Source organism: Variovorax sp. PBS-H4 (assembly GCF_901827205.1).
GTDB lineage: Bacteria > Pseudomonadota > Gammaproteobacteria > Burkholderiales > Burkholderiaceae_C > Variovorax.
In genome coordinates this window covers 1,307,828-1,329,457 of record NZ_LR594675.1, presented here as the reverse complement: position 1 = coordinate 1,329,457, position 21,630 = coordinate 1,307,828, and the positions used below count along the sequence as shown (strand labels likewise).

The 21,630-nt window shown below is 68.1% G+C and carries 16 protein-coding genes; 10 read left to right on the top strand and 6 right to left on the bottom strand.

Going from position 1 to position 21,630, the window contains the following annotated elements:
• Window positions 1–4: 4 nt before the first annotated feature.
• A complete protein-coding gene (locus E5CHR_RS06230; protein WP_162578883.1) occupies window positions 5–583 on the bottom strand; it encodes a hypothetical protein in 579 nt (192 codons plus the stop codon).
• 95 nt (window positions 584–678) lie between these two features.
• On the opposite strand from E5CHR_RS06230, the gene gspF reads away from it, so the two are divergent.
• From gspF to E5CHR_RS06215, 3 genes are all read left to right on the top strand, one after another.
• The gene (gene gspF, locus E5CHR_RS06225) at window positions 679–1,911 is read left to right on the top strand and encodes a type II secretion system inner membrane protein GspF (protein ID WP_162578882.1); all 1,233 of its coding nucleotides are present in this window, start codon (window positions 679–681) and stop codon (window positions 1,909–1,911) included.
• A 6-nt stretch (window positions 1,912–1,917) separates the two neighbouring features.
• The gene (locus E5CHR_RS06220; RefSeq protein ID WP_162578881.1) at window positions 1,918–2,817 is read left to right on the top strand and encodes a 5'-nucleotidase; all 900 of its coding nucleotides are present in this window, start codon (window positions 1,918–1,920) and stop codon (window positions 2,815–2,817) included.
• 104 nt (window positions 2,818–2,921) lie between these two features.
• Window positions 2,922–4,682, top strand: coding sequence for an ABC transporter ATP-binding protein/permease (locus E5CHR_RS06215; protein WP_162578880.1), 1,761 nt, complete (start codon window positions 2,922–2,924; stop codon window positions 4,680–4,682).
• Here E5CHR_RS06215 and queC read toward each other — a convergent pair.
• The 3 genes from queC to E5CHR_RS06200 all read right to left on the bottom strand — a co-directional run bounded on the left by queC (window position 4,661) and on the right by E5CHR_RS06200 (window position 8,202).
• Window positions 4,661–5,362 carry a 7-cyano-7-deazaguanine synthase QueC gene (queC, locus tag E5CHR_RS06210; RefSeq protein ID WP_162578879.1) on the bottom strand — a complete coding sequence of 234 codons (702 nt, stop codon included), beginning with the start codon at window positions 5,360–5,362 and terminating at the stop codon, window positions 4,661–4,663. The two genes, E5CHR_RS06215 and queC, sit on opposite strands and share 22 nt — an antisense overlap.
• Window positions 5,363–5,464: 102 nt before the next feature.
• Entirely contained in the window at window positions 5,465–5,932 is a 468-nt protein-coding gene (locus E5CHR_RS06205; RefSeq protein ID WP_443083064.1) for a cyanophycin metabolism-associated DUF1854 family protein, read from the bottom strand.
• The gene (locus E5CHR_RS06200; RefSeq protein WP_162578877.1) at window positions 5,932–8,202 is read right to left on the bottom strand and encodes a cyanophycin metabolism-associated ABC transporter; all 2,271 of its coding nucleotides are present in this window, start codon (window positions 8,200–8,202) and stop codon (window positions 5,932–5,934) included. Before E5CHR_RS06200 ends, E5CHR_RS06205 begins: the two co-directional genes overlap by 1 nt.
• Window positions 8,203–8,329: 127 nt before the next feature.
• Between E5CHR_RS06200 and E5CHR_RS06195 the strand changes: the two genes are divergently transcribed.
• The 5 genes from E5CHR_RS06195 (at window position 8,330) to E5CHR_RS06175 (ending at window position 15,628) form a co-directional block, all read left to right on the top strand.
• Complete coding sequence (locus E5CHR_RS06195) at window positions 8,330–10,570, top strand: cyanophycin synthetase (RefSeq protein WP_443083063.1); 2,241 nt, start codon at window positions 8,330–8,332, stop codon at window positions 10,568–10,570.
• Window positions 10,571–10,613: 43 nt separating this feature from the next.
• Entirely contained in the window at window positions 10,614–13,181 is a 2,568-nt protein-coding gene (gene cphA, locus E5CHR_RS06190; protein ID WP_162578875.1) for a cyanophycin synthetase, read from the top strand.
• 177 nt (window positions 13,182–13,358) lie between these two features.
• On the top strand, window positions 13,359–13,730 hold the full coding sequence (locus tag E5CHR_RS06185) for a hypothetical protein (protein ID WP_162578874.1): 372 nt from the start codon (window positions 13,359–13,361) through the stop codon (window positions 13,728–13,730).
• Between the two features lie 102 nt (window positions 13,731–13,832).
• On the top strand, window positions 13,833–14,084 hold the full coding sequence (locus E5CHR_RS06180; protein ID WP_162578873.1) for a hypothetical protein: 252 nt from the start codon (window positions 13,833–13,835) through the stop codon (window positions 14,082–14,084).
• Window positions 14,085–14,116: 32 nt separating this feature from the next.
• The gene (locus E5CHR_RS06175) at window positions 14,117–15,628 is read left to right on the top strand and encodes a CYTH and CHAD domain-containing protein (protein WP_232061980.1); all 1,512 of its coding nucleotides are present in this window, start codon (window positions 14,117–14,119) and stop codon (window positions 15,626–15,628) included.
• 42 nt (window positions 15,629–15,670) lie between these two features.
• Here E5CHR_RS06175 and E5CHR_RS06170 read toward each other — a convergent pair whose 3' ends face one another.
• Window positions 15,671–16,195: a DUF4166 domain-containing protein gene (locus E5CHR_RS06170; RefSeq protein WP_162578871.1), complete on the bottom strand. Its 525-nt coding sequence runs from the start codon at window positions 16,193–16,195 to the stop codon at window positions 15,671–15,673.
• 23 nt (window positions 16,196–16,218) lie between these two features.
• Window positions 16,219–17,451 (bottom strand): FAD-dependent oxidoreductase, encoded by a 1,233-nt coding sequence (locus E5CHR_RS06165; protein WP_162583589.1) that lies wholly within the window; start codon window positions 17,449–17,451, stop codon window positions 16,219–16,221.
• A 239-nt stretch (window positions 17,452–17,690) separates the two neighbouring features.
• Here E5CHR_RS06165 and glgB point away from each other — a divergent pair, with 239 nt between their 5' ends.
• Together glgB and E5CHR_RS06155 are read left to right on the top strand one after the other, a co-directional pair.
• Entirely contained in the window at window positions 17,691–19,583 is a 1,893-nt protein-coding gene (glgB, locus tag E5CHR_RS06160; protein ID WP_443083062.1) for a 1,4-alpha-glucan branching protein GlgB, read from the top strand.
• The gene (locus E5CHR_RS06155; protein ID WP_162578869.1) at window positions 19,576–21,630 is read left to right on the top strand and encodes an alpha-1,4-glucan--maltose-1-phosphate maltosyltransferase; all 2,055 of its coding nucleotides are present in this window, start codon (window positions 19,576–19,578) and stop codon (window positions 21,628–21,630) included. The genes glgB and E5CHR_RS06155 overlap by 8 nt, the downstream gene beginning before the upstream one ends.

The following is a 21,630-nucleotide window of genomic DNA, read 5'->3' as shown; positions in this document are numbered from 1 at the left end:
GCCCTTACTCCAGCACAACCAGATTGCGCGTCTGCGGGTCGGTCTCGACCGCGCGGACGCGGCCGGCGTTGTCGAACAGCACCTGGAACTCGCTGAAGCTGCCCAGCCACATGCGCCAGACCGGCGCGTCGAGGTTCGGGTTCTCGCTGCTGATCGGGTAGCCCACGGCCATGGCGACCTGTTCACGCGTCATGCCCTTGGTCACGCGGGCCGACTTGATGGCCTCGCGGATCTTGGGCGGAAAGCCCGCGATACGGGGAGCCGGGTCTTCGGTGACCACATAGCGCCTGGCGAAGGCGCCCAGGTCCAGGTCGCGGCTGTAGTCGTTGCCGATGTCCTGCTTCTTGCCATCGATCAGCACGTTGACGCGCTGGCGGCCGTAGCCGGTCACCTGGGCCGGCGTGCCGACGGGGATGATGCGCTTGCCGCTTTCGGCGTAATTGCTGTCGCTGATCCAGCTCCCGTCGGTGCGCAGGTTGCAGCAGAGAAAGCCGTTGTAGGCCGTGCGGTCCTGCGCCATGGCAGGCAGCGACAGCGCGCCCAGCAGCGCGGCAACGGCAAGTGCTGAAGTACGAAGCGGCATGAAGACTCCTCGAATCGATGTTGTGAAGGCCGTGTGACGAAAAGGCAGCGCCAAACGTCGACAATGCGGACTCGCGCATTTTGCCGCCAGTCCCCATGCCCGCCTACTCATTCGAAGCCATAGACCAACAGGGGCAGCCCCGCAAGGGCGTGCTCGAAGCCGACACCGCGCGCAGCGCTCGCGGCGTCTTGCGCGCGCAGGCCCTGATCCCGCTGTCGGTGACAGTGGTCGGCAGCGCCGAAGGGGGCGCGCCCGCCTCGGGCGGCTGGCGCCGCCTGCTGGGCGGCAGGCGCATCTTCAATTCAACCACCCTGGCGGTCTGGACCCGGCAGCTGGCGGGGCTGGTGTCTTCGGGCCTGCCGCTCGAACGCGCGCTGACCGCACTGACCGACGAGGCCGAGACCGAGGAGCAGCGAAACCTGGTTGCATCGCTGCGGGCCGACGTCAACGCAGGCTCTCCATTCGGCCGCACGCTGTCGCAGCACCCGCGCGAGTTTTCGCCCATCTATACCGCGGTGATCAGTGCCGGCGAGCAGACCGGCAACCTGGGGCTGGTGCTCGAGCGGCTGGCCGACGACCTGGAGCAGCGCCAGGCCCTGCAGCAGAAGCTCGTCGGCGCGGCGCTCTACCCCGCCATCGTGACGCTGGTCGCGATCGTGATCGTGGTCTTCCTGGTCAGCTACGTGGTCCCGCAAGTGGCCAATGTCTTCGCGGGCACCAAGCGCGCCCTGCCGATCCTCACGGTGATCATGCTGGCGCTCAGCGACTTCGTGCGCAACTACGGCTGGCTGATGCTCGGCGCGATTGTCCTCGTGGCGATCGGCGCGCGCATGGCGCTGGCCCGCGCCGCCTTCCGCGAGCGCTTCGATGCCGCCTGGCTCGAGCTGCCACTGGTGGGCCGCCTTTCGCGTGGCTACAACGCGGCGCGCTTCGCCAGCACCCTGGCGATGCTGGCCACGGCCGGCGTGCCCATCTTGCGGGCGCTGCAGGCCGCCTCCGAGACCCTGGGCAACCGCGCCATGCGTGCCGATGCGCTCGACGCATTGGTGCTGGTGCGCGAAGGCGCGCCGCTGGCCTCTGCGCTGGCGCAGAAGAAGCGCTTTCCCGGCATCGTCTCGATGTTCGCCCGGCTCGGCGAGCAGACGGGCACCCTGCCCCTGATGCTGCAGCGCGCGGCCACGCAGCTGGGCGCCGAGGTGCAGCGCCGCGCCATGCACCTGGCCACGATCCTCGAGCCGCTGCTGATCGTCGCGATGGGCGCAGTGGTCATGCTGATCGTGCTGGCGGTGCTCATGCCGATCATCCAGCTCAACCAGTTCGTCAAGTAGTCGACGATGCCGGTCTCCCTGGACGACAAGCTGGTGGTCGCGATCTCGTCTCGCGCCCTGTTCAACCTCGAAGAAGAGAACCGCCTCTTCGATGCCGGCGACCCCGACGCCTACATGCGCTTGCAGCTCGAGCGCCTGGACGTGCCCGCGGCGCCCGGCATTGCGTACTCGATGATCCGCAAGCTGCTGCGCTTCAACGACGACGGCATCCAGCGCGTCGAGGTCGTGATCCTCTCGCGCAACGACCCGGTCTCCGGCATGCGCATCTTCAACTCCGGCGCTGCCGCGGAACTGCGCGTGCAGCGAGGTGTGTTCACGCAGGGTCGGCCGCCTTACCGCTACCTCCGGCCGCTCAATGCAGACATCTTCCTGTCTGCCAATGCATCGGATGTGCGCGAGGCGCTCGCGGCAGGCTTCCCCGCCGCGCATGTCCGGGTCGACGGCGCGCTGGCCAGTGCCCTGCACCCGGACGAAGTGCGCATCGCGTTCGACGGCGACGCCGTCCTCTTCTCCGACGAGGCAGAAAGAGTGTTCCAGGCGGAAGGCCTGGATGCCTTCCAGGCGCACGAGACCAGCAAGGCCGCGGTTCCGCTCGGGGCCGGTCCCTTCAAGCCCTTCCTCGTCGCCTTGCACCGGCTGCAGCAGGCCTCGAGCACCGGGATGCGGATCCGTACGGCCCTTGTGACGGCGCGCGGTGCCCCAGCCCATAAGCGCGCCATCCAGACGCTGATGGACTGGAACATCCGCGTCGACGAAGCCATGTTCCTCGGTGGCTTGTCCAAGGGCGAGTTCCTGCGCGAATTCGAGCCCGACTTCTTCTTCGACGACCAGACCGGCCACGTCGACGCAGCGGCGCGCCATGTCCCTGCTGGGCATGTGTCGAGCGGCATCAGCAATCCGCACTGACCGGCCGGCACGCGGCGTTTCAGAACCGCTTAAGAGAGCGGCCGGCACTGGCGCTACGATGGCTCGAAGGCGCTGCTTCCAGCCGCCAACCCGAGCCCACGCCCATGAACGATCCCGTCCGCTCCACGAGCATGCTCGCCACGCTGCGCCGCATCGGGGCGCTTGCCGCGCCCTACTTCCGTTCGGAAGACCGATGGAAGGCGCGCGGCCTGCTCCTCACGATCATCCTGCTCAACCTCGGCACGGTCTACATGGCGGTGCTCAACAACCAGTGGTTCGGCCGTTTCTACAACGCGCTCGAGAATCGCGACCAGGCCGTGTTCTGGCGCGAGCTGGGCTTCTTCTGCTGGATCGCCTTCGGCGCCATCACGATCGGCATTCTCAAGTTCTACCTGACCCAACTGCTGCAGATCCGCTGGCGCGCGTGGATGACCCGCAGCTATCTCACACGCTGGATCGCCGACCGCACCTTTTACCGGCTCGAGCTCGCGCGCTACGCGGGGAGCGACGACAACCAATCGCCCGACAACCCCGACCAGCGCATCCAGGAAGACCTGCAACTGTTCACCGACTACACGGTCACGCTGTCGATGGGGCTGCTCAACGCGGTGGTCACGCTGGTGAGCTTCATCGGCATTCTCTGGGGCCTGAGCGGCGTGGTCGACTTCAAGGTAGGCGGCAGCACCTACGAAGTCGCGGGCTCGATGGTCTGGCTTGCCATCGCCTACTGCGTGATCGGCACGGTCGTCACCCATTACATCGGCCGGCCGCTGATCGGCACCAATTTCAGGCAGCAGCGCTTCGAGGCCGATTTCCGCCACCACCTGGTGCGGGTGCGCGAGTACAGCGAGGCGATCGCGCTGGACCGCGGCGAGCACGTCGAGCATGCACAGCTGGAGAAGCGCTTCGGCGCCGTGCTGCGCAACTACCTGACGCTGATCCGGCAGCAGAAGAACCTGGTGTCGTTCACGCTCTCCTTCGGCCAGGCAGCCGCGGTGTTCCCCTTCATCATCGCCGCGCCGCGATTCTTTGGCGGCGCCTTTCCGCTGGGCCAGCTGATGCAGATCGTGACGGCCTTCGACAAGGTGCAGACGCAGCTGAGCTGGTTCATCGACAACTACGACCGTGTCGCCGTGTGGCGCGCGACGGCCGACCGCCTCACCAGCTTCGATGACGCCATGCGCGCCCATGCGAAGCCCGATGGCGCGATGGTGCGCGACAGCGCAAGCTCGCTGAACGTCCACGACCTCGACATCGCACTGCCCAACGGCACGCCGCTGCTTGCGAAGACCGCCCTCAGCGTCAAGCCGGGCGAGCACGTGCTGCTGCAGGGGCCCTCGGGCAGCGGCAAGTCGACGCTGTTCCGTTCCTTCGCCGGCATCTGGCCGTTCGCGCGCGGCAAGGTGTCCATGCCCGAAAACGCCATGTTCATTCCGCAGCGGCCCTATGTGCCTGACGGCAAGCTGCGCGACGCGCTGGCCTATCCGCAGCCGGCGGGTGACTACAGCGATGCGCAGCTGAAGCTGGCCCTGGAAGACGCATTGCTGCCGGGGCTCGCCTCCCGGCTCGACGACGTCGATGCCTGGAGCCAGAAGCTCTCCGGCGGCGAGCAGCAGCGGCTGGCGATCGCGCGCGTGCTGCTCAAGAAACCGGCCTGGCTGTTCGCCGACGAGGCAACCAGCGCGCTCGATGCACAGGCCGAGGAGACGCTCTACGGACGTTTGGCGGAAGGCGTGCGCGCGGCAGGCGGAGCCATGGTGTCGATCGCGCATCGCGCCTCGGCCGCAGCCTTCCACGACAAGCGCTGGACCCTGGTGCCCCAAGCTGAAGGCACGGGCGCGCGCTACCGGCTGGAGGCGGCGTAGCGTTCCCAGCCTCGGGCGCGCAGCTCGCAGGCCGGGCAGTGGCCGCAGCCATAGCCCCAGGCCTGGCGCTGGCCGCGGTCGCCCAGGTAACAGGTGTGGGTGTCCTCGACGATCAGGTCGACGAGCGGCCGCCCGCCCAGCCGGTGTGCCATAGCCCAGGTCGCGGCCTTGTCGATCCACATCAGCGGCGTCTCGATCACGAAGCGCCGGTCCATGCCCAGGGACAGCGCGAGCTGCATCGCCTTCATGGTGTCGTCGCGGCAGTCGGGGTAGCCCGAAAAGTCGGTCTCGCAGACGCCGGTGACGATCACCTCCAGCCCGCGCCGGTAGGCCAGCGCGCCGGCCAGCGTGAGGAACAGCAGGTTGCGCCCCGGCACGAAGGTGTTCGGCAGGCCGCTGGCCTGCATCTCGAAGGCGATGTCCTGCGTCAGGGAGGACTCGCTGATCCGGCCCAGCACGTCGACATTCACCAGGTGGTCCTCGCCCAGCCTCGGCGCCCAATACGGGAAGCGCTCACGAAGGTGCGCGAGCACGGTACGGCGCGCATCGAGCTCGACGATGTGGCGCTGCCCGTAGTCGAAGCCGATGGTCTCGACGCGCTCGTATTTGCAGAGCGCCTCGGCCAGGCAGGTGGTGGAATCCTGGCCGCCGGAGAAGAGGACGAGTGCGGTGGTGTGCATGGCGTGAGTTGCGTGCTGACTGGACGATCCGTCTTCAATGATGCATTGAACGCCGCCAGCTCTGCTCACGGGCATTTTTCACCCCACATGATCTTCCCTGGCCTACAGGAAGCGTTCCAGCAGCTTGCGCGAAGCCCGGTCCAGCGCCTTCACATCCGGAATGCGGAACTGCAACCCATGCGCGCTTGCGATCAGCAGTGCGCCGCCATCCAGCCGGCGGATGTCTTCCTCGGCCTTGAGCACGAACTGGACGTCGCCGCGGTCGGTGCTCACGGTCCACGTGCTCGGCACGCCGAAAGTCGACACCTTGTGCAGCTTCAGCAGCGTGGGCGCAAAGTCGCGGGCGGCGAGGTCTTCGGCGAGCAGCGCGCGGGCGGGCTCGGGCAGGTCGGCGAGCCGGTCGATCCACAGCAACTCGCGGCCTTCGCTGCCGACCAGCGACAGGCCCTCGTCCGGCGCGCTCAACGGAAAGGCGCGCACCGGCACCACGCCCACGTGACGGACACCTTCGGCCTCGATCAGCACCAGGTGGCCGAAGGCATTGCGTTCCAGCTTGAAACTCGCGCTCATCATGCGTCTCCCGCCGGATGCGCCGCGTGCCCTGCGAATGCCAGCGTGGCGCCGGCCCGTTCGTCCGCGGAACCGGGGCTCTCGTCGTCGGCCTGTCGCAACTGCGCCTGGTAGAGCCGCCAATAGGCGCCCTCCTTTTCCATCAGCTCATCATGCGGCCCGACCTCCACGATCTCGCCGCGGTCCATGACGACCAGCCGGTCGGCCTTGCGCAGGGTCGAGAGCCGGTGCGCAATCGCAATGGTGGTGCGGCCCTGCACCAGGTTGTCCAGGGCCTTCTGGATCTCTTTTTCGGTCTCGGTGTCTACCGCCGATGTGGCCTCGTCGAGGATCAGGACGCGCGGATCGATCAGCAGCGCCCGCGCGATGCTGATGCGCTGGCGCTCCCCGCCCGACAGTCCCTGCCCGCGCTCGCCCACCAGCGAGTCGTAGCCATGGGGGAGGCGCAGGATGAAGTCGTGCGCATGCGCAGCGCGCGCGGCGGCCACGATCTCGTCGCGCGTCGCCTCGGGCTTGCCGTAGGCGATGTTCTGGGCAATGGTGCCGAAGAACAGAAAGGGCTCCTGCAGCACCAGCCCGACATGGCGCCGGTAGTCGGCCACCGCGAAGCGCCGGATGTCGGTACCGTCGACCAGGATGGCGCCGTCCGTCACGTCGTAGAAACGGCAGATCAGGTTCACCAGCGTGCTCTTGCCGGAGCCGCTGTGGCCCACCAGGCCGATCATCTCGCCCGGCTCGATCACGAGGTCAAGGTCGCGGATCACCGCACGGCTGCCGTAGCGAAAACCCACGCCGCGCATCTGGATGCGCCCCTGCACGCGCTCGATCTTCACCGGCTCGGCCGGTTCGGGCACGTTGCTCACATGGTCGAGGATGTCGAAGATACGCTTGGCGCCGGCGGCCGCCTTCTGCGTGACCGAGACGATGCGGCTCATCGAATCGAGCCGCGTGTAGAAGCGCCCGATGTAGGCGATGAAGGCGGTCAGCACACCCACCGTGATGCGGCCCCGCGCAACCTGCCAGATCCCGAAGCCCCACACCACCAACAGGCCGATCTCGGTCAGCAGCGACACGCTGGGGGTGAACAGCGACCAGGTCTTGTTGAGCTTGTCGTTGACCTGCAGGTTGTAGAGGTTGGCAGCACGGAAGCGGTCGGCCTCGCGCTTCTCCTGCGCGAAGGCCTTGACCACGCGGATGCCAGGGATGGTGTCGGCCAGCACGTTGGTCACCTCGCTCCAGACGCGGTCGATCTTCTCGAAGCCGGTGCGAAGCCGGTCGCGCACTACGTGGATCATCCACGCGATGAAGGGCAGCGGCACCAGCGTGACGACCGCCAGCAGCGGGTTGATGGAGACGAGAATGACGGCGGTCATCGCGATCATCAGCACGTCGGTCAGGAAATCGAGCGCATGCAGCGACAGGAAGACGTTGATGCGGTCGGTTTCCGAGCCGATGCGCGCCATCAGGTCGCCAGTGCGCTTGCCGCCAAAGTAATCGAGCGGCAAGGTCAGCAGGTGTTCGTAGGTGGTGGTGCGCAGGTCGGCGCCGATCCGCTCCGAGACCAGCGCGAGCAGGTAGGTCCGGGCCCAACCCAGTGCCCAGCCCGTGAGCGCGGCGAGCAACAGGAGGCTCAGGAACAGCGCGACCTTCTCGACGGCGATCTGCTGTCCGTTCTGGAACGGGATCAGGATGTCGTCCATCAGCGGGATCGTCAGGTACGGCGGCACCAGCGTGGCCGCCGTCGAAGCCAGGGTCAGCAGGAAACCGGCGATCAGCTGCTTGCGGTAGGGCCGGGCGAAACGGCCCAGGCGCAGCAGCACCCAGGTGGAAGGCGGTGTCTGCAGCTCGGGCTCGGCCAGCGGCGCGTCTTCGACCTCGGCCTCTGTCGCCGGCGCGACACCGGCAGCCTGCTGGCCGAGGAGCTTCTGCAAGCGAAGTGCAGACCCCTGGTGTGCCAAGGTGTAACGCCACCGCGCCAGCCGGCTCTGCCCGTCCAGGAGGTCCAGGGTGCCGACGCCGGCATGGTCGGCCAGCAGCAAATCGAGCCCCTGGTGCGCCAGCGGCCATTCGGCCCAGACCCCCTGCGCATCGCGGGCAAGCAGGCGCCGATCGGTCAGGGCGAGCAGGCCGGAAGCAAACCGAAGTTCGCCATCGAGGTCAACCGGGACCGTCGCCAGCACGTTTTCCGCAGCTCTGAGCCGGCTTTTCAGACCTTCTGAAGCCCCCTCCTCTTCGCCCCTCGGGGTGCCGACTGGATCGTGATGTTGCATTGTGTTTCTATGTGTCTGGCCCGCCGGGGGCCGCTTCATGGCGCTTGCCGGGCGCCGATTCTGACCGATGGCCATGGGCGCGCTTGAAGGCGCCGCAGTGCTCGGCCAAAGCACAACGAACGTTTGCATGACCCGTTTCGACGACATCCGCCTCCTGCGTGTCAACTACCTGCGGGGTCCGAACCTCTGGACCTACCGGCCCGTGCTGGAAGTCTGGCTCGACCTCGGCGCGCTGGAGGACTACCCCTCCAACCGGATCGAAGGCTTCACCGAGCGCCTGACCGGCCTGCTCCCGGCGCTTGTCGAACACCACTGCGGTGTCGGCGAGCGCGGCGGCTTCATCCAGCGCCTCACCGAAGGCACCTGGGCCGGCCACGTGCTCGAACACGTGGTGATCGAGCTGCTCAACCTGGCCGGCATGCCCACCGGCTTCGGCCAGACCCGCAGCACCTCGCAGCACGGCGTCTACCGGATGGTGTTCCGGGCGCGCGACGAACAGGTCGCCCGCGTCGCACTGGCCGAGGGCCACCGCCTGCTGATGGCGACCATCAACGACGCCCCCTTCGATGCTGCCGACGTGCAGCACGCGGTCGACGCCGTCAAGGCCAAGGTCGAGGACTGCTACCTCGGCCCGAGCACGGCCTGCATCGTCAGCGCCGCCGCCGACCGCGGCATCCCGCACATGCGCCTGAACAGCGGCAACCTGGTGCAGCTCGGCTACGGCGCCAATCAGCAGCGCATCTGGACCGCGGAAACCGACTACACCAGCGCGATCGGCGAATCCATCGCCAGCGACAAGGAGCTCACCAAGACGCTGCTGTCCGGCTGCGGCGTGCCGGTGCCCGAAGGCCAGGTGGTCGCCAGCGCCCAGGAGGCCTGGGAAGCCGCCGAGGACATCGGCCTGCCGGTCGTGGTCAAGCCTTCCGATGCCAACCATGGCCGCGGCGTCTCGCTGGAGCTGAACACGCGCGAGGAGGTCGAAGCCGCCTTCGCCGTTGCCGAGCCGGAGGGCAGCGACGTGATGGTCGAGCGCTTCATCCGCGGCCATGAGCACCGTCTGCTGGTGGTGGGCGGCCAGGTCGTCGCCGCCGCCCGCGGCGAGATCATCACCGTGACGGCCGACGGCCAGGCCAGCGTCGCCCAGCTGATCGACAGCCAGCTCAACAGCGACCCGCGGCGAGGCGCCGAGGAAGAATTCCCGCTCGATGTGCTGGATGTCCGAACCGACCTCAAGCTGCAGCTCGAGCTCAAGCGCCAGGGCCTGGACGCGGCTGCCGTGCCCGCGGCCGGCCGGGTCATTACCATCCAGCGCAACGGCAACATGGCGATCGACTGCACCGACCAGGTTCATCCCGAAGTCGCGCATGCCGCCGTGCTGGCTGCGCGGGTGGTGGGCCTGGACATCGCCGGCGTCGACCTGGTGGCTCAAGACATCGCGCGCCCCCTGGCGGCGCAGGGCGGCGCCATCGTCGAGGTCAACGCAGGCCCCGGCCTGCTGATGCACCTGAAGCCCGCCGTGGGCTCGCCACGGCCGGTGGGCCGCGCGATCTGCGACCACCTCTTTCCCGACGAAGCGCCCGGCCGCATCCCCGTGGTGGGCGTGGCCGGCTCGCGCGGCACCGCGGTGCTGGCGCGCCTGGTCGGCTGGCTGGTGAGCCTGGGCGGCCGCCACACCGGCCTGGCTTGCGGCGACGGCTTGTTCCTCGAGCGCCGACGCGTCGATGCGCGCGACAGCGCCAACTTCGACGCCGGCCGCCGCCTGCTGATGAACCGCGCGGTCCAGGCCGTGGTGATCGAGAACGGCGCGGGCACCATCCTGCGCGACGGCCTGGCCTACGACCGCTGCGAAGTCGGCATCGTGACCGACCTCGAGGGCGCCGAGAAGCTGGCCGAGTTCGACATCGCCGACAGCGACCAGATGGTCAAGGTGCTGCGCACCCAGGTCGACGTGGTCCTGCCCGAAGGCACGGCCGTGCTCAACGCGGCGGACATGCGCGTTGCCGGCCTGGCGCCGCTGTGCGACGGCGCCGTGATCCTGTATTCGGCCGATCCGCAGGCCGAGGCGCTGCTCAAGCACCAGCAGGCCGGCGGCAAGGCCGTGCTGGTGCGACAAGACCGGGTGGTGCTGGCCAACGGCAGCAGCGAATCATTCCTGCCCGGACTGGGACGCCTCACCATCTGGCGCGCCACCCATGCCGGCGTCGACCTCGAAAGCCTGCTGGCCGCCGTCGCCGCTGCGTGGGCCCTGGGCATTCCGCTGAGCCTCATCGGTGCAGGCGTCGAAGCCTTCGAAGCCGACCTGCAGGCCGCGCTCGCCTCGCTGCAGCTGTCGCAGACCCTTCTTTCGCCCGAACAACAAATGGCCTGATCCGGCACCGTCCGGACTGGAACAGCCCCTTCGCCTCATCGTTATGGACGTCAAACGCATTCGCGCGCTGCGCGGGCCCAATCTCTGGAGCCGCCACACCTGCATCGAGGCCGTCGTCACCTGCACCGGCGACGAGAACGCGGTCGGACGGCTGGCCGGGTTCGAGAGCCGGCTGCGGGCCCTCTTCCCCACCATCGGCGAGCTGCACCCCATCGTGCTCGGGCAGCCGCTGGCGCTGGCCCACGTGCTGGAGAACGCGGCCGTTGCGCTGCAATGCCAGGCCGGGTGCGCCGTCAACTTCGGCCATACCGCGCGCACCGTGGACAACGGCATCTACCAGGTGGCCTTCCAGTACAGCGAGGAGGCCGTCGGACGGCGCGCCCTGGAACTCGCCGAGCAGTTGATCGCTGCCGCCCAAGCCGGAGCCGCCTTCGATGCCCACGCCGCCATCACCGAGCTGCGCGACCTCGACGAATCGGAGCGCCTGGGCCCGAGCACCGGCTCCATCGTCGATGCCGCCGTGGCGCGCGGCATTCCCTACCGCCGCCTGACCAGCGGCAGCCTGGTGCAATTCGGCTGGGGCTCGAAGCAGCGCCGCATCCAGGCCGCCGAAGTCGACAGCACCAGCGGCGTGGCCGAGTCGATCGCGCAGGACAAGGAGCTCACCAAGCAGTTGCTCAACGCCGCCGGCGTGCCGGTGCCGCTGGGTCGCCCTGTCGCGAGCGTCGACGACGGCTGGGCCGCCGCGCAAGAGGTCGGCCTGCCAGTGGTGGTGAAGCCGCAGGACGGCAACCAGGGCAAGGGCGTCACCGTCAACATCGGCACGCGCGAGCAGCTCGCCGCCGCCTACGACTCGGCGGCAGCCTACGGCGAGGTGATGGTCGAAAAATTCCTGCCGGGCTTCGACTTCCGCCTGCTGGTGGTCGGCGACAGGCTGGTTGCGGCCGCGCGCCGCGACCCGCCGCAGGTCATCGGCGACGCCCGGCATACCATCCGCGAACTCGTCGATCTGGTCAACCAGGATCCGCGACGCGGCGAAGGGCATGCCACCTCGCTGACCAAGATCCGCCTGGACGACATCGCCATCGGCCGCCTCGAGGCGCAGGGCCTCACGCCCGAGAGCGTGCCGGCGCTGGGCCAGCGCGTGGTGCTGCGCAACAACGCCAACCTGTCGACCGGCGGCACCGCCACCGACGTGACCGACACCGTGCACCCCGAAGTCGCGGCGCGCGCGGTCGATGCGGCCCAGATGGTCGGCCTGCACATCTGCGGCGTCGACATGGTCTGCGAGAACGTGCTGCGCCCGCTGGAGGAACAGCACGGCGGCGTGGTCGAGGTCAATGCGGCGCCCGGCTTGCGCATGCACATCTCGCCCTCTTTCGGCCGTGGGCGTGCGGTCGGCGAGGCGGTGATGGATACGCTTTTCGCGCCCGGCGACGATGGCCGAATCCCGGTCGTGGCCGTGACCGGCACCAACGGCAAGACCACCACCGCGCGCCTGATCAACCACCTGCTTGCCGGCAGCGGCCTGCGCACCGGCATGACCAACACCGACGGCGTGTACGTCGACGGCCGCCAGACCGACAGCGGCGACTGCAGCGGCCCCAAGAGCGCGCGCAACGTCCTGCTGCACCCGGACGTCGATGCCGCCGTGTTCGAGGTCGCGCGCGGCGGCGTGCTGCGCGAAGGGCTCGGCTTCGACCGCTGCCAGGTGGCGGTGGTGACCAACATCGGCAGCGGCGACCACCTGGGCCTGAACTACATCACCACCGTCGAGGACCTGGCGGTGCTCAAGCGTGTGGTCGTGCGCAACGTGGCCCCTCATGGCTATGGGGTGCTGAACGCGGCCGACCCGAACGTCGCCGCAATGGCCGCGAGTTGCCCGGGCCACGTGATCTTCTTCGCCCGCGACCGGCAGCACCCGGTCATGGCCACGCACCGCGCCCAGGGCAAGCGCACCGTCTACGTCGACCAGGACACGCTGGTGGCGGCGGAAGGTTCGTGGCGCGAGCGCATTCCACTGCGCGACGTCCAGATCACGCGCAACGGCAGCATCGGCTTCCAGGTCGACAACGTGATGGCTGCCGTTGCCGCGGCCTGGGCCATCGGGCTCGACTGGGACAGCATCCGCCGCGGCCTGGCGAGCTTCAAGAACGACGCGGCCGGCGTGCCCGGCCGCTTCAACGTCATGGACTACCGCGGCGCCACCGTCATCGCCGACTACGGCCACAACACCGACGCCATGCGCGCACTGGTGGCCGCCGTCGACACCATGCCCGCGAACAAGCGCTCGGTGGTGATCAGCGGCGCCGGCGACCGCCGCGACTGCGACATCCGCGACCAGACCGCCATCCTGGGCCAGGCCTTCGACGAAGTGATCCTCTACCAGGACGCGGCGCAGCGCGGCCGAGCCGACGGCGAGGTCATGGCGCTGCTGCGCCAGGGCCTGGAGGGCGCGACCCGCACTCGCGCCATCGACGAGATCCGCGGCGAGTTCATCGCCATCGACACCGCGCTCGAGCGGCTGCAACCGGGCGACCTGTCGCTGATCCTGGTCGACCAGGTCGAGGAAGCGCTCGCTCACCTCGCCAAGCGCATCGGCGAAGCCTGAGCGGCCGAAAGCCGGCGCGCTTCCGGCCTGCGTGCCGGACAAGTCCCACATGAACCCGCGGCGCGGCCGGCCGGCGGCGAGCCGCCCCAGTCCCACAGCGGCTGATTCCTCGACGGCAGACACTGGCTGTCCCGGCCGGCGCATGCCGCGCCGCCCTGCTTTGAAAAGGAGCGCTTCATGAACAAGACCATTCGTTCGAGCCTGGCCCTCGTGCTCGCTGCCGGCAGCCTCGCGCTGCCGTCCCTCGGCGCGGCGCAAGGTGCCGACTCCAGCTACCTGCGCGAGCGCGCCACGTGCGACGGCGTACTGCAGGACCGCAATGCCTGCCTGCGCGAAGCGGGCGCTGCGCGCTATGAAGCCCGCCGCGGCGGTCTGACGAGCGCGCCGACCACCAGCTACGAACAGAACGCCCTGGCCCGCTGCGCCCTGCAGCCACCGGCCGATCGCCCCGCCTGCGAGGCACGCATGCGCGGCACCGGCACCACCTCGGTCGAGGGCAGCGTGCTGGGCGGCGGCCTGATCCGCGAGACCGTGACGCCGATCCAGTAAGCGCGTCGGGCAAGCACCCAAGACCTGGACCGTCACACGACTGTCATAAAAGGCCGAGCAGGGCTGGCTATAGTTCCAGGTCCACCAGAAGGAACCCAGCCCATGAACGCCATCAAGGTCGCCCGCCGCTTCATCGAGGCGGACCCGGCCAACGAGTCGGCCCAGATCCTCGCCCGCCTGGTCCTGGCGCTCGAATCCGAACGCAGCTTCGAGCTGGTCACGCTTTATCAGCTCGACTACGAGAGCTTCCAGCTGGCGATGGACATCCTCAAGGAATGGCGGCTCGACCGCTACTACGCCAGCAAGTCCAAGCTTTTCGACCTGTCCTTGCAAGTCAGCGAGCTCCCGGGCTGAGCGCGCTGCCGGCGGGGTCGCCCTCTCAAGACGTGACCGAATTCGAGCTCAAGTTCCAGATCGAACCGCGCGACCGGGCGGCTGTCGAAGGCGCGGTCGCGCATGGACGATCGACGCGGGAACGCCTCCAGGCGCGCTACTACGACACCGCTGACCGCGCGCTCGCGGCGCAGCGGGTCGTACTTCGCATCCGCAAGGAAGGGCGGCGATGGGTGCAGACTGCCAAGGCGCCGGGTGGCAACGCGCTGGAGCGCCACGAGCACAACGTCGAGATCGACACCGTCAAGGTTGGCGACGTGCCGCTGCCGCGCCTGGAACGCCACGCCGGCACGCCGGTCGGTGCGCTGATCGACAAGGCGCTGCGCGCCGCCGGCCAGGCCCCAGCCGAAGTGCGGCTGATGCCGCTCTACGCCACCGACATCCGCCGCACCACGCGCGAGATGCGCACCGGCGATGCCCGGGTCGAGCTCGCTTTCGACCGGGGCGAGGTGCACGCCGGCGACCGCTCGCATCCTGTGTGCGAGCTCGAGATCGAGCTCAAGAGCGGCAGCCCGCAAGCGCTGCTCGAGCTCGCACGCCGCTGGCGCATGCGCTATGGCATCTCGCTCGACACCGTTTCCAAGGCTTCACGCGGCGAGCGGTTGGCCAAGGGCATCGACTACGGAGAGGCGGTCAAGGCCGAGCCGCCTTCAGTGGACAAGGGCATGGACGGGCCGCAGGTGTTCCGCGCCGTGATCGGCGCCTGCCTCGCGCAGATCCTGCCCAATGCGAGCGAAGTGGCCGCCGGCAGCCCCGAGCCCGAGCATGTGCATCAACTGCGCGTCGGCATCCGTCGCCTGCGCACCGCATTGCGCGAGATGGCCGACCTTGCGCCAGCCATCGACCCCGCCTGGGAACCCGCACTGGTGGACGCCTTCCGCGCGCTGGGCCGGCAGCGTGATCGCGAGCATCTGGAGCAAACGGTACAGCCGCAGATCGAAGCCGATGGCGGCCCGCAGGTGACCTGGCCCGCGCTGGCCGAACCGGAACCGGACCCGGCCGCCGTGGTGCGCGGCCCGTCTTTCCAGCTGGCGCTCATCAGCTTGATCGCTGCCTCGCTGCCGCCCAGCGAACCATCCGACGGGGCGACCCCGGCCGGGCAGCACACCGAGCCGGCCCGCAAAGCCTTGCGCGCGCGCCTGTCGAAACTGCACCGCCAGGTGGTGCGCGACGGACGCCGTTTCGACACGCTGGAGCCGGAGGCACAGCACCGGGTCCGCAAGCGACTCAAGCGCCTGCGCTACCTGGGCGAGTTCGTCGCGCCGATCTTCGGCAAGGGCCGCGCTGCGCGGTACCTGAAAGCGCTGGACCCCGCGCAGGATGCTCTGGGCGCGCACAACGACGCGGCCGTGGCCATCAACGCCTACCGCGAGGCGGCCGGCCACGATGGCCGGGCCTGGTTCGCGGTAGGCTGGCTCTCGGCGCGACAGCCTCAGGGAGCGCTCGAATGCCGGGCGGCACTGGACAAGATCGCGCAGGCGCGGCGGTTCTGGAAATCTTCCTAGCAGCAGTCCGCGCCGCGCACACAGCCTCGGCCCCGATCACACCTATGTCTTCTCGGCGACGATCAGGTGACCGCGATAGCTTGTCACGGTGCCGATGACCGGCAGCGACGCCTGAACTCGAAAGTGAAGCCGGTCATTTTGGCCGGTCTCCTCTGCAACGACCTTTGGAAGAAGCCAGCGCGGGCACGGAACTCCAAAGAAGCGCAACCCCATCAGGCGCATTTCGAGCCGGCCTTCTGCCTCGCACAGCTCGAAGGTCAAGCGAGCGGCACCCAGCTGCTCGACAACTCGACGCGCTTCAAGTCGCAGGCGCGAAGTCATTTTCTGGCTCGGAAAATGCCGGGTCCATGTTTCGGACTCCGCAGCCGCTCGGAGTTCGAATCGAATGGGACCGCTCGTTGCCCGAAGAGGAGTGCCGAGGCAGAGGGCGAGAAGCCTTGCCGCCGGCGTCGAAGGTGCTTCGATGTCGACCCAGCCGTGGAGTTCTTGCAAGCCGGCCAGCTTGTGAAAGCGCTGCACCGCGGGCGGCAGGCGGTCAAAACTCTCGCCCATCGCCTGCTCGTACATCGACGCTGTGTTCGTGCAATGGCTCACGCGAGAGGCGCCGGCCCGCTGGACTCAGAAGCGGATTGAAGCGCAGGCGGACAGGTCGTCACTGCGCCAGGATGAGTCCGCGCAGGTGCAGCCAAGCTGCGCTTCATCAGCCAAGGCACGCCAGGAACACGCAATCCCACCGCGAATACCACGTCTCGCCAAATTCCTTTTCCTTGCGCCTGGAAGCACGGGGTCAGCAGTCGGCTCAAGGTCTGAAGGCCCTGGGACCGTCGCAACCGTCGCGATGAATACGCTTGCGCCACTCCCGACACCCCTTGTTCCTCCAGAGCAAGGGCAAGGGCCAAGGCATCCTCCATGGCCAGCGTCGTCCCCAGTCCGAGCTGAGGGCTCATGGCGTGAGCCGCGTCGCCGACGACGCACAAACGAGCGGAGCCCATCGAGCGCGGCCAGGTGTGGCGATACGCGGCGAACGCCAAGTCATCGTGCCGCTGGATCTGGCTGACCACGGGCTTCGCCTCAGGCCATAGCGACAGAACATGCGACCTCCATGCAGCCAGGTCACCGGAGCGCCAGTCCGCGTAGCGGTCTGCGCGAAGACTCCAGAAGAAGGAAAGCTGGACAGCGCCGCCCGAAACCGCTGTGGGTAGAAGGCCCATCATCTCCGAGGTCCCGCGGAACCTCTGCAGCAGCACTTCGGGCTCCTTCCACGCGGGCACCCAGAACTGCCCCCAAAGCGCGCCCCATCGGTAAGTCCTCGAAGGACCCGCAAAGCCGGCACTTTCCCTCAATCCAGAAGCTGCCCCGTCGGCGATGGCAAACAGGTCGAAGTCCGTGGACCCCATTCTCGTCATCGCTCTCGCACGCCCCTCGACCTCCATCACGGAGTCGACCTGGCACGCCAGGGAAAAATGAACTCCGGCGGCTTGCGCTGCGTTGTAGAGGATGCGGGCGAGCGCTGCGCGGCCGACAGCGCGAGCCGGCGAATCCCCGTAGTCGATGTCGACCACGCGCCAGCCACGGTGGCTGGTTCCGAGCAGTCGCCGGACAGGGACGCTCACCTCATCGAACTCGCGCCGCACACCGAGTTCCTCGAGAGCTCGAAGTCCTTGCGGCTGCATGAGCAGCCCCGCGCCCAGCGGTTCGAGCGTTGGATGTTTCTCGAAAACTTCGACACGGTGCCCCAACCTGGCCAACGCAATCGAAGTCGCCAGCCCGCCGGGACCGGCGCCGGCAATTCCGATGTTCAATTTCTTCGACGGCGGCTGCATGCGGCTGAGATGAGATGAGATGAGATACGCCAGCATATCTGCCTGTCGGCCGAGAAAGCATCCGACAATCCGCATGCAGCGAGGCGTGGGACCCTTCCCAAGACGCGTCGCTGTCCGACAAGCTGAAGCGCGGGCGCGGTCATTGCCGGGAGGCCGCACTGGCCTACAAACGTCCGTTCAACGCCGAACCGGCTGCGTTCTCGCACGGCCGCGGCCCCAGAATGCCAAGGACGCCCGCAGTGCCCACCACCTCTTCCGCCGCCTTCAGTGCCCAGGACCGCTATTTCTTCAGCGAAGGCACCCATTCCCGTCTCTACGATCAACTGGGCTGCCACCTGCGCGGCGAGGGTGGCGCCCGCTTCGCGGTGTGGGCACCGAATGCAGCCTCGGTGTCGGTGGTGGGCGACTGGAATGGCTGGAACGGCGATGCCAACCCGCTTCAAGCCCATGAGGACAGCGGCATCTGGACCGGCTCCGTCTGCGAGGTCGCGCCCGGGCAGGCCTACAAGTACCGCATCCGCTCGCGCCACAACGGCTACCAGGTCGACAAGGCCGACCCCTTCGCCTTTTTCTGCGAGACACCGCCGGCCACTGCCTCGCGCGCCTGGTCGCTCAATTACGAATGGGGCGACAGCGACTGGATGGCCACGCGCGCCGCGCGCAACGCGCTGGATGCGCCCATGTCCACCTACGAGGTTCATCTCGGGTCCTGGCGCCGCAAGGACGGCCAGTTCCTCAACTACCGCGAGCTCGCGCCGCTGCTGGCCGACTATGCGTGCGAGATGGGCTTCACGCACGTGGAGTTGATGCCGGTCACCGAGCATCCCTTCTACGGCTCCTGGGGCTACCAGACCACCGCCTACTTCGCGCCCACCTCGCGCTACGGCACGCCGCAGGACTTCATGTATTTCGTCGACCACCTGCACCAGCGCGGCATCGGCGTGCTGCTGGATTGGGTGCCCTCTCACTTTCCCACCGACGAGCACGGCCTCGGCTACTTCGACGGCACCCATCTCTACGAGCACGAGGACCCGAGGCAGGGCTTCCATCCCGACTGGAAGTCGAGCATCTTCAACTACGGGCGCCACGAGGTGCGCAGCTTCCTGATCTCCTCGGGCCTGTTCTGGCTGGACAAATACCACATCGACGGATTGCGCGTCGATGCGGTTGCCTCCATGCTGTACCTCGACTACGGGCGCGCGCACGGCGAATGGATTCCCAACCGCCACGGCGGACGCGAGAACCTGGAGGCCATCGAGTTCCTGCAGACCCTCAACCGCGCCGTCTACCGCCAGCACCCGGACACGGTCACCGTCGCGGAGGAATCCACCGCCTGGCCTCGCGTGTCGCGCCCGACCGACATGGACGGGCTGGGCTTCGGGATGAAGTGGAACATGGGATGGATGCACGACAGCCTGGCTTACATGCACGAGGACCCCATCAACCGCCGGTACCACCACCACAAGTTGACCTTCTCGCTGGTCTACGCCTTCAGCGAGAACTTCGTGCTGCCGCTTTCGCACGACGAGGTGGTGTACGGCAAGGGCTCGCTGCTCAACAAGATGCCGGGCGACAGCTGGCAGCAGTTCGCCAACCTTCGCGCACTGTTCGGCTACATGTGGGGCCATCCGGGCAAGAAGCTGCTCTTCATGGGGGGCGAGTTCGGCCAGCGCCGCGAATGGACCCACGACGGCGAGCTGGAATGGTGGGTCTCCACCCTCGATGGCCATGCGGGGCTGCAGCGCTTCGTCGCCCAGCTCAACGGCGTCTACCGCACCACGCCGGCGCTGCACGAGCTCGACTTCTCGGGCGCGGGTTTCGAATGGGTGACGGCCGACGACGCCGAGCACAGCGTCTTCGCCTTCCTGCGCAAGCCGCGCGAGGGAGCGCCCGTGCTGGTCGTCAGCAACATGACGCCGGTGCCGCGCACCAACTACCTGCTCGGTGTGCCGCGGGGCGGCTTCTGGCGCGAGCGCCTCAACAGCGACGCCAGCGAATTCGGCGGCGCGGGATGGGGCAACTTCGGCGGAGTCGAGGCCTCGCCCGTCCGTTCGCACGGCCGCATGCATTCGCTGTGCCTGACGCTCCCGCCGCTCTCCACCTTGATCCTGGAGCACGACCCTCATGCCTAAGGCCGCCGCATCGCCCGCCCCGAAAATCGAACGCGCCGACGGCGAGGACGGCCGCGCGCGCGCTGTCATCGATGCGGTCCTGCCCAATGTCGACGGCGGCCGGTTCGCGGTCAAGCGCGTGGCCGGCGAGGCCTTGCGCGTGCAGGCCCATTGCTTCGCCGATGGCCACGACGTGCTTCGCGTCATGCTGCGCTGGCGCGCCGAGGCCGATGCGGAATGGGCCGAGCTGCCGATGAAGCCTCTGGGCAACGATGTCTGGGAGGCCGAATTCGCGCCGCCTGCCATCGGCCGCTACCGCTACACCGTCACCGCCTGGGTCGACGCCTTCGAGTCGTGGCGGCACGACATGGCACGCCGCGTCGATCCGGAAGACATCCGAATCGCCTCGCAGGTCGGTGCGCAGGAAATCGGTGCCGCGGCTGAGCGTGCGGAGCGTGCGAAGAGTGCCGACGCCCAGTCGCTTGTGCGCTGGAGCCGCGAACTGAAGGCTGCGGCCATCGAGAACAGCATGGACGCGACTGCCCTCAAGGCCTTCGCCCTGGACGAGGCGCTGTGCGCCCTGGCCGAGCGCTACCCCGACCGCCGCCTGGCCACGCACCATCCCGTGGAGCTGCCGCTGGTGGCCGATCGGGAGCGTGCGCGCTTCAGCACCTGGTACGAGCTCTTCCCGCGCTCCACCGCGCCCGGCGGCGACCGGCACGGCACCTTCAAGGACGTGGAGGCGCGCCTGCCGGCGATCGCCGCCATGGGCTTCGACGTGCTCTACTTTCCGCCGATCCATCCGATCGGACGGATCCAGCGCAAGGGAAAGAACAACGCGCTCGCGGCACAGGCCGATGATGTCGGCAGCCCCTGGGCCATCGGAGCGGAGGAAGGCGGCCACAAGTCGATCCTGCCCGAGCTCGGCACCCGCGAGGACTTCCAGCGCCTGCGTGCCGAGGCGCAGCGCCACGGACTGGAGATCGCGCTCGACATCGCCTTCCAGTGCGCGCCCGATCATCCCTACGTCAAGGCCCATCCCGCCTGGTTCCGCTGGCGGCCCGACGGTACCGTGCAGTACGCCGAGAACCCGCCCAAGAAGTACCAGGACATCTATCCCTTCAACTTCGAGACCGAAGATTGGCAGGGTTTGTGGACCGAGCTCAAGAGCGTGTTCGAGCACTGGATCGGCGAGGGCGTGAAGATCTTCCGCGTCGACAACCCGCACACCAAGGCCTTCCCCTTCTGGGAATGGGCGATCGGCGAGCTCAAGCGCGCGCATCCCGACGTGCTGTTCCTCGCCGAGGCCTTCACCCGGCCCAAGGTCATGCACCGGCTCGCCAAGCTCGGCTTCTCCCAGTCCTACACCTACTTCACCTGGCGCAACACCAAGCAGGAGCTCACCGAGTATTTCACCGAGCTTTCGCAGGGCCCGGGCTGCGAGTACTTCCGGCCCAACGTGTGGCCCAACACGCCCGACATCCTCCACGAGCGGCTGCAGGGCGGCGAAACGCCGGTCTTCATGGCCCGCCTGGTGCTCGCCGCCACGCTGGCGGCGAGCTACGGCATCTATGGCCCGGCCTTCGAGCTGCGCGAGCACCTGCCGCGCGAGCAGGGCAGCGAGGAATACCTGAACTCCGAGAAGTACCAGCTGCGCCATTGGAACCACGACGACCCGCAAAGCCTCGCGCCCCTCATCTCGCGGGTCAACCAGATCCGGCGCCAGAACACGGCCCTGCATTCGGACCGCAGCCTGCGCTTCTTCGACATCGACAACGGCGAGCTGCTCGCCTACGCCAAGCGCTCCCCCGACGGCAGCAACGTGATCGTGACCGTGGTCAACCTCGACCCGCACAACGTGCAGTCCGGCTGGCTCGAACTCGACCTCGACTTCATCGATTGCGAACCTGCGCATCCCTTCCAGATGCACGACCTGCTGAGCAACCAGCGCTACCTCTGGCAGGGCAGCCGCCATTTCATCCGGCTCGATCCGCACAGCGTGCCGGCGCATGTCTTCGTGGTGCGGCGGCGCGTGCGCGACGAACGCGATTTCGACTATTTCCTGTAG

Coding starts and splice junctions, on each gene's coding strand:
- E5CHR_RS06230 (WP_162578883.1), bottom strand. CDS start 583: ATGCCGCTTCGTACTTCAGCACTTGCCGTTGCCGCGCTGCTGGGCGCG.
- gspF (WP_162578882.1), top strand. CDS start 679: ATGCCCGCCTACTCATTCGAAGCCATAGACCAACAGGGGCAGCCCCGC.
- E5CHR_RS06220 (WP_162578881.1), top strand. CDS start 1,918: ATGCCGGTCTCCCTGGACGACAAGCTGGTGGTCGCGATCTCGTCTCGC.
- E5CHR_RS06215 (WP_162578880.1), top strand. CDS start 2,922: ATGAACGATCCCGTCCGCTCCACGAGCATGCTCGCCACGCTGCGCCGC.
- queC (WP_162578879.1), bottom strand. CDS start 5,362: ATGCACACCACCGCACTCGTCCTCTTCTCCGGCGGCCAGGATTCCACC.
- E5CHR_RS06205 (WP_443083064.1), bottom strand. CDS start 5,932: ATGAGCGCGAGTTTCAAGCTGGAACGCAATGCCTTCGGCCACCTGGTG.
- E5CHR_RS06200 (WP_162578877.1), bottom strand. CDS start 8,202: ATGCAACATCACGATCCAGTCGGCACCCCGAGGGGCGAAGAGGAGGGG.
- E5CHR_RS06195 (WP_443083063.1), top strand. CDS start 8,330: ATGACCCGTTTCGACGACATCCGCCTCCTGCGTGTCAACTACCTGCGG.
- cphA (WP_162578875.1), top strand. CDS start 10,614: ATGGACGTCAAACGCATTCGCGCGCTGCGCGGGCCCAATCTCTGGAGC.
- E5CHR_RS06185 (WP_162578874.1), top strand. CDS start 13,359: ATGAACAAGACCATTCGTTCGAGCCTGGCCCTCGTGCTCGCTGCCGGC.
- E5CHR_RS06180 (WP_162578873.1), top strand. CDS start 13,833: ATGAACGCCATCAAGGTCGCCCGCCGCTTCATCGAGGCGGACCCGGCC.
- E5CHR_RS06170 (WP_162578871.1), bottom strand. CDS start 16,195: ATGTACGAGCAGGCGATGGGCGAGAGTTTTGACCGCCTGCCGCCCGCG.
- E5CHR_RS06165 (WP_162583589.1), bottom strand. CDS start 17,451: ATGCAGCCGCCGTCGAAGAAATTGAACATCGGAATTGCCGGCGCCGGT.
- E5CHR_RS06155 (WP_162578869.1), top strand. CDS start 19,576: ATGCCTAAGGCCGCCGCATCGCCCGCCCCGAAAATCGAACGCGCCGAC.